Origin of the sequence: Pseudoalteromonas sp. KAN5 (genome assembly GCF_022846535.1) — a bacterium.
GTDB classification, from domain to species: domain Bacteria; phylum Pseudomonadota; class Gammaproteobacteria; order Enterobacterales; family Alteromonadaceae; genus Pseudoalteromonas; species Pseudoalteromonas haloplanktis.
Map to the genome: position 1 here is coordinate 536,605 of NZ_AP025589.1, position 13,543 is coordinate 550,147.

At 40.5% G+C, this 13,543-nt stretch carries 11 protein-coding genes; 8 read left to right on the forward strand and 3 right to left on the reverse strand.

Going from position 1 to position 13,543, the window contains the following annotated elements; all coding sequences use genetic code 11:
- The first annotated feature begins 1 nt into the window (after position 1).
- From KAN5_RS02310 to KAN5_RS02330, 5 genes are all read left to right on the forward strand, one after another.
- Positions 2 to 988 (forward strand): PilW family protein, encoded by a 987-nt coding sequence (locus KAN5_RS02310; RefSeq protein ID WP_016708907.1) that lies wholly within the window; start codon positions 2 to 4, stop codon positions 986 to 988.
- Positions 976 to 1,458: a pilus assembly PilX N-terminal domain-containing protein gene (locus tag KAN5_RS02315; protein ID WP_016708908.1), complete on the forward strand. Its 483-nt coding sequence runs from the start codon at positions 976 to 978 to the stop codon at positions 1,456 to 1,458. The genes KAN5_RS02310 and KAN5_RS02315 overlap by 13 nt, the downstream gene beginning before the upstream one ends.
- 13 nt (positions 1,459 to 1,471) lie before the next feature.
- Positions 1,472 to 4,630, forward strand: coding sequence for a PilC/PilY family type IV pilus protein (locus tag KAN5_RS02320; protein ID WP_244390920.1), 3,159 nt, complete (start codon positions 1,472 to 1,474; stop codon positions 4,628 to 4,630).
- 535 nt (positions 4,631 to 5,165) lie between these two features.
- Positions 5,166 to 8,318, forward strand: coding sequence for a PilC/PilY family type IV pilus protein (locus tag KAN5_RS02325; protein ID WP_138554909.1), 3,153 nt, complete (start codon positions 5,166 to 5,168; stop codon positions 8,316 to 8,318).
- Positions 8,319 to 8,503: 185 nt separating this feature from the next.
- Complete coding sequence (locus tag KAN5_RS02330) at positions 8,504 to 8,929, forward strand: type IV pilin protein (RefSeq protein WP_016708911.1); 426 nt, start codon at positions 8,504 to 8,506, stop codon at positions 8,927 to 8,929.
- Positions 8,930 to 8,945: 16 nt separating this feature from the next.
- Here the strand turns inward: KAN5_RS02330 and KAN5_RS02335 are convergent, their stop codons facing one another.
- Entirely contained in the window at positions 8,946 to 9,482 is a 537-nt protein-coding gene (locus tag KAN5_RS02335) for a GspH/FimT family pseudopilin (RefSeq protein ID WP_244390345.1), read from the reverse strand.
- 74 nt (positions 9,483 to 9,556) lie between these two features.
- Positions 9,557 to 10,102, reverse strand: coding sequence for a GspH/FimT family pseudopilin (locus KAN5_RS02340; RefSeq protein WP_016708913.1), 546 nt, complete (start codon positions 10,100 to 10,102; stop codon positions 9,557 to 9,559).
- Between the two features lie 194 nt (positions 10,103 to 10,296).
- Between KAN5_RS02340 and glnB the strand changes: the two genes are divergently transcribed.
- The gene (glnB, locus tag KAN5_RS02345; RefSeq protein ID WP_016708914.1) at positions 10,297 to 10,635 is read left to right on the forward strand and encodes a nitrogen regulatory protein P-II; all 339 of its coding nucleotides are present in this window, start codon (positions 10,297 to 10,299) and stop codon (positions 10,633 to 10,635) included.
- 295 nt (positions 10,636 to 10,930) lie between these two features.
- On the opposite strand, the gene KAN5_RS02350 is transcribed toward glnB, so the two are convergent.
- Positions 10,931 to 11,692: an outer membrane protein assembly factor BamD gene (locus KAN5_RS02350; RefSeq protein ID WP_016708915.1), complete on the reverse strand. Its 762-nt coding sequence runs from the start codon at positions 11,690 to 11,692 to the stop codon at positions 10,931 to 10,933.
- Positions 11,693 to 11,833: 141 nt separating this feature from the next.
- Here KAN5_RS02350 and rluD point away from each other — a divergent pair, with 141 nt between their 5' ends.
- Together rluD and pgeF are read left to right on the forward strand one after the other, a co-directional pair.
- A complete protein-coding gene (gene rluD, locus KAN5_RS02355) occupies positions 11,834 to 12,811 on the forward strand; it encodes a 23S rRNA pseudouridine(1911/1915/1917) synthase RluD (protein ID WP_244390346.1) in 978 nt (325 codons plus the stop codon).
- A 5-nt stretch (positions 12,812 to 12,816) separates the two neighbouring features.
- Complete coding sequence (pgeF, locus tag KAN5_RS02360) at positions 12,817 to 13,539, forward strand: peptidoglycan editing factor PgeF (RefSeq protein ID WP_244390347.1); 723 nt, start codon at positions 12,817 to 12,819, stop codon at positions 13,537 to 13,539.
- Positions 13,540 to 13,543 lie beyond the last annotated feature (4 nt).

Genomic DNA, 13,543 nt, shown 5'->3' on the forward strand with positions numbered 1-13,543 from the left:
TATGAAGCAGCAAGGTTTCACTTTAGTGGAAATGATGGTGGCGTTATTTATTGGTGGTTTAGTACTTGGTGGCGTGATGTTTACTTACATCAGTATGAAAGTGACCACCAGAGATACCATGACGATTGGGGAGCTACAAGAAACAGGTCGTTTGGCGTTAAATATTATGCAACGTGATATCGAACAAGTTGGTTTTTGGGGCACTTTTTATGAAGACTCATTTTCCCAAGAAAACACTGATACATTACCAAACCCAGCACCAGATTGTACTGCAGGTTTAAATAATGGCAGTTTCCCCGTTTTTAACGCAAACAGTAATTTTCGTTCAATATATGCAATTGAGTCCACAGGTGGTGCTCAGCTTAATTGTATCCCCAATGCACAAGATGATACCGATATCTTACAGGTTAAGTTTTTAGAAGGTTTACAAATTAACCCTGCCGATAGCGATACAGATAATTACTATTTTATCGCCGAACAAGAGCAAGCTGAATTTCGCAAAGGACCAATCGCAGCGGCTTCAATTAATGGTAACGCGACGGTTTGGCGTTATCGCCATCATGTTTATTATATTGACAAGAGAAGTTACAAGCTTAATGAGAAAAACGTGAGTGTTCCGGTATTGATGCGTCGCCGACTAGCACCAAGTGGTGAGATGATCGCTGAAACAATTATGGAAGGTGTTGAAAACATGCGTTTTCTATTTGGTTTAGATACCAATAATGATAGCCGAGTGGATACTTATCGAAGCGTTAATAATATGACAGCAACAGATTGGGAAAATCGTCGTGGGATATTAACCGTACAAGTTTTCATTTTAGTGCGGGCATTGCAAGAAGATGCTGATCTAAATCAGTTAAATCAAACCTACACACTGGGTGAAGATGCAAACCAGCGTGTTTTAGAGTTTAACGATAAGTTTCGTCGTGCATTATTTACCACCACGATCCGCTTAAATAATGTAGGAGCAAATTTATGGCGCATTTAAAATTAGCCTCAAAACAACAGGGTGTAGTACTTATCGTGGCACTGATCATGGTCGTTGCTGTAACAGGAATTGCAGTGACACTGATGAGTAGCAGTAGTGTTGATATGAAAATTACCAATGCTGCATTTGAGCGAGAAGAAGCTGAGAACGCCCTTATGGGGGATGTACAGCAAATTATTGCCACTGAAGCTAATAAAGGTGGTACAAGTCATTTTTTATATACTCGAGCACAAATACCTAATGGTGAAATAGCGTTAGCCAAAGTGGATGAAACGGTCAGTACTATGAGTAATTTGAATAGCGGCGCACTGGATTTACCGTGTCCACGGAAGTTTAATTTTACTGCGGGGATTTCATGCAACATGGTGCAAGTAAATAGCACTATAACGTACGGTTCAAAAAGTAAACATACCATTACCGTAACGTCAGGCATTGCTCAAGAAATGGCAAGCTTGAACACGGGTGGGTAAGTGAGTAAAGATGATGAAATTTAAAAAATTAGTAGTAAGTATTTTACTCGGTAGTACCGTGCTTTTGAGTATGCCCGGTTATGCTGAAGATATTGAACTTTATGTAAATCATAATGTAGAACTTGATGAAAGGCCGCGTGTATTAATAATCTTTGATACTTCCGGCAGTATGGCTTTTTCTACTAGTAGTGGACGTGATTGCGGATTTAGAAATGGTTTGTATCAACTGTGTAGTGACAGCCGTTTAGGCATTGCGCGAGATGCAATGAGCCAGTTGGTTGATGAAAATGAAGATATCGATTTTGGCTTAATGCGTTTTAATGGTACCAGTGGTGGTTATGTGCTGTCAGGCATTGGTTCGTCAACTTCGACAATAAAAACAACCATTGCAAACTTACCTGCAGATGGCGGAACACCTTTGACAGAAACATTATGGGAAGCTTACCTGTATATCACTGGTAGAGATGTATATTTTGGGAAAAATGTTAGTACGCTACAAAGAGATACTAGTATAGAAAGTGTTAAGGTCACTGGTAACTGGTGGAATCCTAGATATAACTATACGTATATCTCCCCTTTTGATGATAGTACCGAGGAAGCAAAACGGTGTGATAACTCGGTCAATATTATTTTTATGACAGATGGAGATCCCTCTGGTAATGGTGCTGATAGTGATGCTGATAATGCCATTAGCGCACTTCATCAACAGTATTTCGGTAGTCCTCTGGTGATGAGAAATGACGGTATTAATGGTAACTATCTTCATCAACTAGCTAAAGTAATTCATGGTGTAGATGCCGATAAAAAGGCAGGTATTGAGGAAGTTATCGTTGACTTATACCCGCAAACTCCAGATATTCACGAAACGGGCCGCGTTTATACTATCGGCTTTGGTTCGGGAATGAGTAGTTCAGGTAAAAGACTATTAGAAGAGACTGCGAAACTCGGTGGAGGTCAGTACGAACATGCAGATACAGCAGAGCAATTGTCCGCGGCATTTAAGAAGTTCGTCACAAATATTCGAGAAGTAAATGATACTTTTACTTCCCCTTCTATAGCGAGTAATAATGTAGATCAAACACGTAGTCGTGAATCAATTTATTATGCCATGTTCTATCCCGAAACGGGCGCTCGTTGGCGAGGAAATTTAAAAAAATTAAAAGTCTCTGGTACAGAGATTGTTGATGCTAAAAGTAATCCTGCACTTAATGATGATGGGTTGATCAAATCAACGGCACATACCTTTTGGCTCCCCCCTAACACCGCAGCAGATGGTAACTCGGTGGAAAGCGGCGGTGTTAATTTACACCTCACTCTTTTAGCTGAACGAACGGTTTACACTGACTCACCTCAAGGAAGCTTGATTGAATTTAAAAGCTCAATTTTACAGACCGCATTAGGGGGGCTTACTAAGCTTGCCACAAGTTTTGGTACGAATATAACCAATGTAGGTACTACAATTGATTGGGCACGTGGTGTTGATGTAGATGACGAAGATAAAGATGGTTCAACCCGTGATCAGCGTCAGGACATTTTTGGGGATCCATTACATTCAAAACCAGTAACGATTGATTATGGTAATGATGACGTACGCATCTTGATTGGGACTAATGCAGGATTTTTGCATATGTTCCAAGATAAAGGTGATGCTGTTAGTGAAACATGGTCATTTATTCCAAGTAGCTTATATAAAATTTTAACTCCTTTACGTGAAAATCAAGCTGATACCAAAGTGTATGGTGTTGATGGGCCAATAACAGTGTTTTTTGATGATGCAGATCGTGATGGTGTTGTTGAATCAGGTGATCGTGTATGGGCATTCTTTGGTATGCGCCGTGGTGGTGATCAGTATTATGCTCTAGATATCACGAACCCTGATGCGCCGAGGTTAATGTGGACAATACAAGGCGGTAGTGGAGTCTATAAAGAGTTAGCGCAAACATGGTCAGCACCTACGGTGTCTTACATTAAAGGAAAAGATGATCCTGTATTAATTTTTGGTGCAGGTTTCGACACTAATAAAGATAATGTGTCGCTCAGTAATGATAGAAAAGGACGAGGTATATATATTGTAAATGCCTCAGATGGTAAGTTAGTGTGGGAGCTAACACCTGACACTGGTTTTAAAGGTAAGCACAGTATTGCGGCAACTGTTTCAATACTTGACTCTGATTACGATGGTTACATAGATCGCTTATATGCGACAGATACCGCAGGTAGTGTGTGGCGAGTTGATATGCCTAGCGCAAGTCCTACAGATAGTGAAAGTCCCTGGACTCATTTTGAATTAGCAAAATTGGGTGGCACTGCGGCTAGTCAAGATAGACGCTTTTTTTATAAGCCTGTAGTCGCACGTACTATGTTTAGTAAAGTAACCAGTACTACGGACAATAATAAAACATCTATAACGCGCCAAGATACACCTTTTGACGCGATATTAATAGGCAGTGGTAATAGGCCAAAGCCAACATCGACTGTTGTCCAAGATCAACTTTATATGATCCGTGATATCAACACTGTAACTAAGTCATTTGTGGGGGATGACATACCAGTGGCTATTACACCAAGCGATCTTATGAATGTGGATAATGACCCATTTGCGAACGCACTTGATGATATAGATGAGTTCACTAAAGCCGAAGTAACATTAAGCAAGGCCAGTGGCTGGTACTATGACCTAGCGGGCAGTGGTGAGAAATCACTTGCAGCAGCAACCGTCGTGGGCGGGGTCGCTTACTATACTAGTTTTACACCGGCCTCTGAAGATGCCACGATTAATCAATGTTCTTTAAGTGGTGGAAGTGGTGGGTTATATGCGTTCCATTTGCATTATGGTAGTAAAGTGTATGATCAACTACGCTATGTGACGAGCAATGATGTACCAGATACGCCACAACTTTATTTTGGTAGCACAGAAACGTGTGATGACGATGACTGTAATGAGCAAAGCCAGTTTTTATTACTTGGACCAGGCATTAAGAAAACACAAGCGACGGAAACTGAACTGAGTGCGAAAAACCCATTTGTGCCAAAAGAGATCCTCGGTCCAGGTATTTCGTTTGATGAGGATGGTAAAATCAAGCTTGTTAGTGATGCAGTACCTATTGGCTTTGGTTTTAAAACGCAACAAACATTTATTTATAAGCGAGAGGTCAACGATAACCAAAAATAATAGTGAAACGTGTCTGTTGGCAAATGATAAAACAGAACGCCATGGCTTCACTCGGGTTTTAATTGAACTACTAGGCAAAATATGAGTTTGTAATCACATCAAACTTAGGCAGCTAAGTTTAATTTTGCCGCAATTGTACACTGTTATCAGGCTCAGTTTTTATAAAACTGGGTCTGATATATTTCTTTAACCCAGTTTGTGGCATGAAACCTACCTATATCTTACAGTTTTTATCGAATACTCCTTTATAATTTTTTACGCACTGCGTGGCTTATAACGGCTCCTATCAATTACCACTTCCTCCTTAAAACTCAATATAAAAACACGAATTAAAACACGCTCTAATATTCTAATCTAATCAATTGGATGTAGTTAAAAAGGGTTGGTTTGGTTGTTTTTCATACGTTTTTATCACTATTTTATCTTGTTAAAGCCAGAATTTATGCTGTACTAAAGTAGTACTCATTAAGGATGTTGACCGTCTTCTGTATGGGTATTCATCTGGCAGACTCTCAAATGGATAGGGGTGATCACTATGATTCAATTCACTCATGGGTTTAGAGCATTACTTTTAGGTACTGTGCTTTTTGCTACAAGTCAATTTTGCGTGGCAGAGGATATTGAACTTTATCATTTAGAAAATAATGATAAACCACGAGTGTTATTAGTATTTGATAACTCACTCAGTATGGCGTTATCTATTAATAGTAATAAACAATGTAAGGGCCTGTTAGGGGTCATTAAGTTATGTCCAGAGACACGGTTATCTGCAGCAAAAAAAGCGATGAAAAAGCTAATAAATGATAATCCAGATGTGGATTTTGCACTTATAAAATCGAACGGGCCGCTAAATTTAGATTTAAGTAACATACTTAACTTAGGAGGGGTATTAGGCTCTGCAGGAGGTTATGTCGCTCATGGGTTTGGCTCTGATCATAATGATATTATTGAGACTATTGATGATTGGGGGTTACTCTCTCTGGTTAACTTAAGTCCAGCTACAGAAATGTTACATGAAGCTATGCTTTACTTACATGGTCAACGAGTAGGGTATGACCACCTTAACCTGTTAAACCTAATTGATCTTAGAATTCAAAAGCAAGGGCAGTATATTTCTCCTTTCGAGTTGTTAAGTGATACCGCAGTACGCTGCGAAAGTCGTGTGAATGTTGTACTAATAACAGATGGAGTGTCACTAACAGAAAGTCTGCCATTATTAGAAAACAGCCGTGAAAATGATATAAAACAGCTACATCAGTCTATGTATGGCTATTCAGCTGAGAAATTTAATAATACCTATTTGCCAATAGTGGCTAAGCTTTTACATGGGCAAGGTATTGATAATTATGATGTCTATCCAGAAACTAACGAGAGAGATTTCGTTAATGTACATATTGTTGGGTTTGGGCGAGGAATGCCTCGTTATGCAGAGCAAGTATTAATGGAAACCGCAAAACAAGGTGGAGGGCAGTATTTTTTAGCTGAGTCTATTGATGAGCTAAATCATGCGTTTACCGCGACTATGAAAACAGTTCGCAAAGTGGATGCTAGTTTTACTTCCCCCGCGATTGTCGCAAATGGCGCTGATAGAACGCGTCATTTAGATAGTATTTATTTAACAATGTTTAAACCTGATTTAGGCCCTCGCTGGCAAGGTAATCTTAAAAAGTTACAAGTGTCTGGGGCAGAAATTGTCGATGCTACAGGAAAAGCGGCATTGGATGATGAAGGGAAAATCAGCCAAAATAGTCGTACTTTTTGGTTACCGACATCACACTCTAATGATGGAGCAGACTTACAAGCTGGAGGCGTCAATTATTGGTTATCGCAATTTACACAAAGAGCGATTTATACAGACTCTGCAGCTGGTTTATTGCCTTTTACATTTTCAGCGTTACAAGGGCAATTAGATGAACTTGATGAGTTATTTAATGAATCTCCCGAGCAAGTTGAAGCAACAATTAACTGGGCGAGGGGCATTGATGTAGACGATGAAAATAACAACAATGATCGAGCTGAAACTCGCGCTAATATTTTTGGTGATCCCCTTCATTCAAAACCAGTTGCTATTGATTATGGAAATGGTGATGTAAGAATTCTTATTGGTACAAATGCTGGTTTTTTGCATATGTTTCAAGATAAGGGGGGAGTATTATCAGAAAGTTGGGCGTTTATTCCTCGTAGCTTGTATCGCATTCTTAAGCCGCTTAGAGAAAATCAAGCAAATAACAAAGTCTATGGTGTTGATGGCCCTATCAGCCTATTTATAGATGACAAGAATAGCAATGGAATCATAAATGAGGGTGATAGAGTATGGGCATTCTTTGGATTGCGCCGAGGTGGTCGGGATTATTATGGACTCGATATCTCAGTGCCCAATTCACCTAAGTTGCTTTGGAGTCACCCTATCCAAGGAGGGAGTGGTGCTTTTAAAGAATTAGGCCAAACATGGTCAAAGCCAGTTGTAACCTATATCAAACTAGCAGGCTTTGAGGATAAGCCCGTACTGATTTTTGCTGCGGGTTACGATACAAATAAAGACCAAGAGTATGCAGCTTCCGATAGCCAAGGACGAGGGGTTTATATTGTTGATGCGAGTACGGGTGAAAAAGTGTGGTCATTAACACCTGAGAATGGCTTTAAAGGTGTAGATAGTATTGCTGCTGATGTAGCTACTTTTGATGCAAACTATGATGGTTATATAGACCGCCTCTATGTAGCAGATACTGGAGGGAATATATGGCGTGTAGATATGCCTGACACGAACTATTGGACACACTATAAATTAGCGGAGCTTAGTGGTAACCGAGCGACTCAAAAGCGACGGTTTTTAACTCAGACTATGGTTGCTCGAACTTCATTTAGTCGACTTAGTCGTGTGTTTTATAGCGGTAAAATGATCAATGTACGTGAAAATACCCCCTTTGATGCCGTATTAATTGGCAGTGGTGATCGTGCTGCCGCAACATCGACAAATACACAAGACCAACTTTATATGATCCGCGATATAAATACTGTAACAGGGAAATTTCCCAATGGCTTACCTGAACCAATCAAAATAAATGATTTAATGGATATTAGTTCTGATCCTTTTTCAGCTAAGCTTGATGATCTAGAAGGCTTTAACCTACTTGAAATGGAGCTGAGCAGTTTTAAAGGTTGGTACTATAATTTACCTAGTTTAGGGGAGAAGTCTTTGGCTGCGGCAACTGTTGTCGGTGGTGTAGCGTATTTTACCAGTTATACACCAGCGGCTACGGACACACAGCTGCAATGTGTAAATAACACAGGTCACGGGGCTATGTATGCGTTTCACTTACACTACGGTACTAAAGTTTATGATCAACTGGCTTATTTAACACACCAAGAAATACCTGATACACCACAGCTCTTTTTTGGTTCAATGGATCAATGTGTCGATGAAAATAATGATCAACTCTGTGACGACACAATGGAGCCGATAATAAAGAAAAGCCAGTTTTTGCTTTTGGGGCCATGGTTAAATACCACTCAAGGTGGTACTGAGTTACAGGCGAGTAAGGCGTTTATACCGCAAGAGCTTTTAGGGCCTGAGCTTAGTTTTGATGAGGATGGACATATAAAATTAGTAAATGACACCCAAGGACAAGCTTTTGGTTTTAAATTGCAGCAAACTTATGTGTATAGACAAGATATAATTTCTCATTAATTAAAAATCCGGGCTGAAACTATGGCTATATTCCTCCCCATAGCTAGGTTAATTTAATACTATGAACTGCATACATTAAGCGAGCGAGTAATTGCATTCACTCGCATACGGACCTATGATAGTGAATAAATACGGTTGCGGCGTATTGCTATGCTATGACCAACCAGAAATAAAGTGAGAAACAGATGGCGCGTATCATAAACACACACAAAAACGGTTTTACTTTGATAGAGTTAATGATCACGGTAGCAATACTTGGCATCATCGCTTCTATTGCTCTGCCAAGCTATTTTGAACATGTGAAAAGGACTGCACGTACTGAAGCGATTACAGCTTTACTGGATGCGGCTAATAAACAAGAGCAGTTTTTTGTTGATAATCGTACTTATACAAGTAACTTGGCCAACCTAAATGTAGTTTCACCAACCGAACATGGTTTTTATACGCTTTCGGCTATCGTTGATAACGATGCTGGAACATTTAAAATTACTGCCACACCAGTGGCTGGTCCTGTTCTACAAGATGATGAGTGTACGTCATTGACTATTGATGATACAGGGCTCAAAACGGCTAAAGGGAAAGCCGATGCGAGTAAGTGTTGGGGCAAATAATTGCTCAGAGCACATGTTAGTTAGTTTGGCATTGCTCAGTGTCTTTTAATGTTGTTTTTCCTGTTGTACTGACTGAAATGGCAATACCAGCTAATTCAGCTGATTTATATTCGGCGCAATACACAAACGTGCCATTATCAAATCCCCTAGGTGTACCGTCAGGTCTATAGGTCACTGCGTCACGTGGGTAAGTAAGCATATCAGATTCACTGATTGCCTCTGTGACTAAAATGACAGTGTCATTATCACCAAATACACCTACTTCATCCTTATCAACAAAGACAGTAAGCCCTTGATGCCAGCGACTGCTATCACAAACCGATGACGCTAAGCTACATACTGTGATCTGGCTATTTAAAGAAATTGCATTAGTGCGGGCTAAACTCAATGTTCTTTTTATAAGGTGGCCATAGTTTTCAAGACGAATTTGTGCAAAAAAAGGGTGTAGATGAAAAAGAGCAAGGTTAGCTAAGATAGCGAGAATACTCACTATCACCATTATTTCGATAAGTGTCGTACCAGAGTGTGGGCTAGATAGGGTTGTTTTTCTCATCCGTGAGAGCTCGTAGGTGGTATTTCTTTTAATGGTAGTTGAGCTAGGTGTAGTTGCAAGTTGTTAACTGGGATTTAGTCACAGGTATTTGTGGTATCTCCGAAGTATAATGCGGTGCCAGATACGCTCACTTCCATTTCTTTGTTGTTTTCATTATCTTTATTTGGGCAGTAAACGAATGTACCGGGGTTTGTGGTGATACGACCACTGGCATCAAAAATTAATGACGAATCACCAGTGAATTTTAATTTACTGGTTTCTGGAATTTCTGCCATTACTCTGAGTATTATGTCTCCTCTGCGTGGGTTATGAACGCCATTACTATTACTATCATGAAAGACGACTATCGAACCCTCACTCCAGTCATCTAAGCAAGTTACTTTTTGATCATTTTCGATTCTGGAGGTTTCACCACTACACACTACAATGAGTGAATCGGTACTGGTTGCTTTTGCACGTGCAAAGCTGATGTTACGCTTTAACTCTAATAAATAGTTCTCGGCGCGATTATTCTCCAACATATCACTGCTATTCCAAATAGCTATTAAGGCTACAATCCCAACGATGGCAATAGTGACCATCAACTCAAGTAATGTAAAGCCATGTTGTTGTTTTTTCATGTTTACCTCTGATACAGGGTTGGCGCGGATTTAATAGCGCTTTATATCACTTAATCGTAAGTGTAGTTGTTTCTATTGGAACAATCATACCATTGTTGATGGTTAAATCACCGTAATTCAATTGCTTTGTTTGCTATGGGCTGCAGGATTGTCTAGAATCGACCCAATCGGGTATATAAGAGCAGCAACTAACAATGAAAAAAATCGAAGCAATAATTAAACCATTTAAACTTGATGATGTACGTGAAGCGCTTTCAGAAGTCGGTATTACGGGGATGACTGTCAGTGAAGTAAAAGGTTTTGGTCGCCAAAAGGGGCATACTGAACTTTATCGCGGCGCCGAGTATATGGTTGACTTTTTACCGAAAGTCAAACTTGATATTGTGCTTGGTGATGACGATGTTGACCGTGCAATTGAGGTTATCGTCAAAACAGCACAAACCGGTAAAATTGGTGATGGTAAGATTTTTGTTACCGACGTTGAGCGCGTGGTACGTATTCGTACGGCAGAAGAAGACGAAGACGCGATTTAATACCAATCGACTTAAATATTTAACCATTCTAGCGGGCTAAATAAAGCGCTAACTGCGTTATAAATTTTTCATGTACGACTGCATGGATGCAGGAGGTAGAGCAATGCAGGAGCAATTGCCGAGAACAACTACATGTCAAAATTTATGCCTTGTTATCACGCCATTTATCTGTCGCTATAAATGGTCAGTAACTTAACACGATTGGTATAATTTCTTATCTAAAATTAAAAAATCGATGCATTAAAAAAGGCGCTACTTATAAAACATAAGTAGCGCCTTTTTGTATTTTTAGAATTTACTTGCGTTTATTCTGTTCGCGGGTAAGCCTAGCGTGTTCGCTTAATTCAGGTAAACCTAGCTTAGTGTAGCTTTTTTCCATCATTTCTAGTGCTTCATCTAAATAACTACTTTGTGAATAATGCTCAACAACATATTTTCCGCGATTAGCTGCAGCTAAATAAGCTTCACGCTCATAGTAATAATCAGCAACTTTTAGTTCGTAACGGGCCATTTTGTTAAGTAACCACACTAAACGTCTTTTAGCTTCAGGAGCATAGCCGCTATCTGGAAAGCGGTTGACTAAGGTTGATAAATCAGTAAAGGCTACCCGAGTACGATTAGCATCGCGGTCTGCTCGGTCAACACCAAAATATTCCTGAAAGGCATTTTCATCAGCTTTGATATTCACTAAACCACGCATGTAGTACATATAGTCTAAATCTTTGTGGTTTGGGTTTAAGCGGATGAAACGGTCAATGGTTGCTAATGCTTGCTCAGTATTACCAGCTTGGTAATGGGCGTATACTAGGTCCATTTGCACCTGCTTTGACATAGGGCCAAATGGGTAGCGCGAATCAATCGCACTTAAAAGCTCTATTGCTCGCGCATATAAGCCCGAATCAAGCGTTTTTTTAGCATCTTCATACAATGCTTGCGCTGATTTATTAGGAACGCGCTGGATATCTTCTTCATCAGGCGCTGACGAACATGCACCTAAACCAAGTAATGAAACTGTAAAAACAATGGCAAATGCACGTTTCCCTATTCTATTTATCATTTTATTTGTTACCTTCGATGTCTTCGGCTAGGCCAAGTGGGTAAAACCGAGTAAACTATGCTTATTATATAATGCTTTTATTAAAAGCGATTCTAACCCAGTCGAGCACAGCTTGCACTGGTAAATTGGGTAAAGTTACTAATGACAGAGCAAATTTCTCTTCAAGCCGATGTGCCAACTGAGTTAGGCGGTAAACGTCTAGACCAAGTATTAGCGCAATTGTTCCCGGATTATTCGCGTTCACGTATAAAAACGTGGATTTTAGATGATAAAATCACCGTCGATGGTGAAATTTTCAACACCCCAAGAGAAAAACTCTTTGGTGGTGAAGTTGTCAATGTTGAGACAAGTATTGAAGCACCACGTGAATACCTTGCACAAGATATCAAATTAAACATTGTTTATGAAGATGATGATATTTTAGTGATCAACAAGCCAATGGGATTAGTGGTACACCCAGGGGCAGGTAATCCTGATGGTACAGTGCTTAACGCTTTGTTGCACCATTACCCTGATATCATTAATGTACCGCGTGCGGGTATTGTGCATCGCCTTGATAAAGACACCACAGGCTTAATGGTGGTTGCTAAAACGATTCAGGCACAAACGCACTTAGTTAAAGCACTGCAAAAGCGTGAAAATTTTACCCGTGAATATGAAGCAATTTGTAATGGCACCATGACCGCAGGTGGCATGGTTGAAAAGCCGATTGCTCGCCACCCTACACAACGTACTCACATGGCAGTGCATGAACAGGGCAAACCGGCAATTACGCATTTTCGTGTTGCTGAAAAATTCCGTGCTCATACGCGATTACGTCTGCGCCTAGAAACAGGGCGTACACATCAAATTCGTGTGCATATGGCCTATATTAATCACCCACTAATTGGCGATAAAGCCTATGGTGGGCGTCCGCGTCCTCCAAAAGGGGCGACACCAGAGTTATTCCAGATGTTACGTGAGTTTAATCGTCAAGCGCTTCACGCGGTTAAGTTAAGTATCGCGCACCCGATCACAGGTGAAATGATGACATGGCAAGCCCCAATACCTGATGACATGGTTGCTATGACTCACGTACTTCGTGAAGATACCAAAGCCAACCCAAATGTTGATTTTTAATTGCTATGCTAACGCCTACATGGAACGCACCGGCTAACATTGGTGCACTCAGTACCACGCGAACAGGGGGGAGCTCTGTTGCACCTTTTGCGAGTTTGAATTTGGGGCTACATGTAGGCGATGATGAACAGGCGGTACTCGCAAACCGCGATCACTTAGCTCAGTATTTGCCTCAACCTCCAGTTTGGTTGAATCAAGTACACAGCGCTGATGTGGTGGTCGTTGATGCGCGATTTACTGCTGAGCTAATTAATGCTGACGCACTTTATACGCAATTACAAAATCGACCATTAGCAATTATGACTGCTGACTGTCTGCCAGTATTACTGACTTCAACATGCGGTACTGAAGTCGCGGCTATTCATGGTGGGTGGCGAGGCCTCAACTTGGGTATTATTGCCAATACTCTCGCGCACTTTAATGCGCCTGCGGAGCAAGTTATAGCTTGGCTGGGGCCTGCTATTGGCGCACAAAAGTTTGAAGTGGGCGCTGAGGTGAAAATGGCATTTTGTGAGCAATCACTTACTCACGCAGCCGCGTTTACAGTGTTATCGAATGGTAAATATTTAGCTGATATTTACGCCATTGCACGTCACCAGCTTAATCAGTTAGGTGTCAAACATATCAGTGGTGGTGAATATTGTACTGTTAGCCAGCCTGAACAATTCTTTTCCTATCGTCGTGATGGTCAAACTGGACGTATGGCTTCTTTGATCTGGCGCAAGTAAGCGC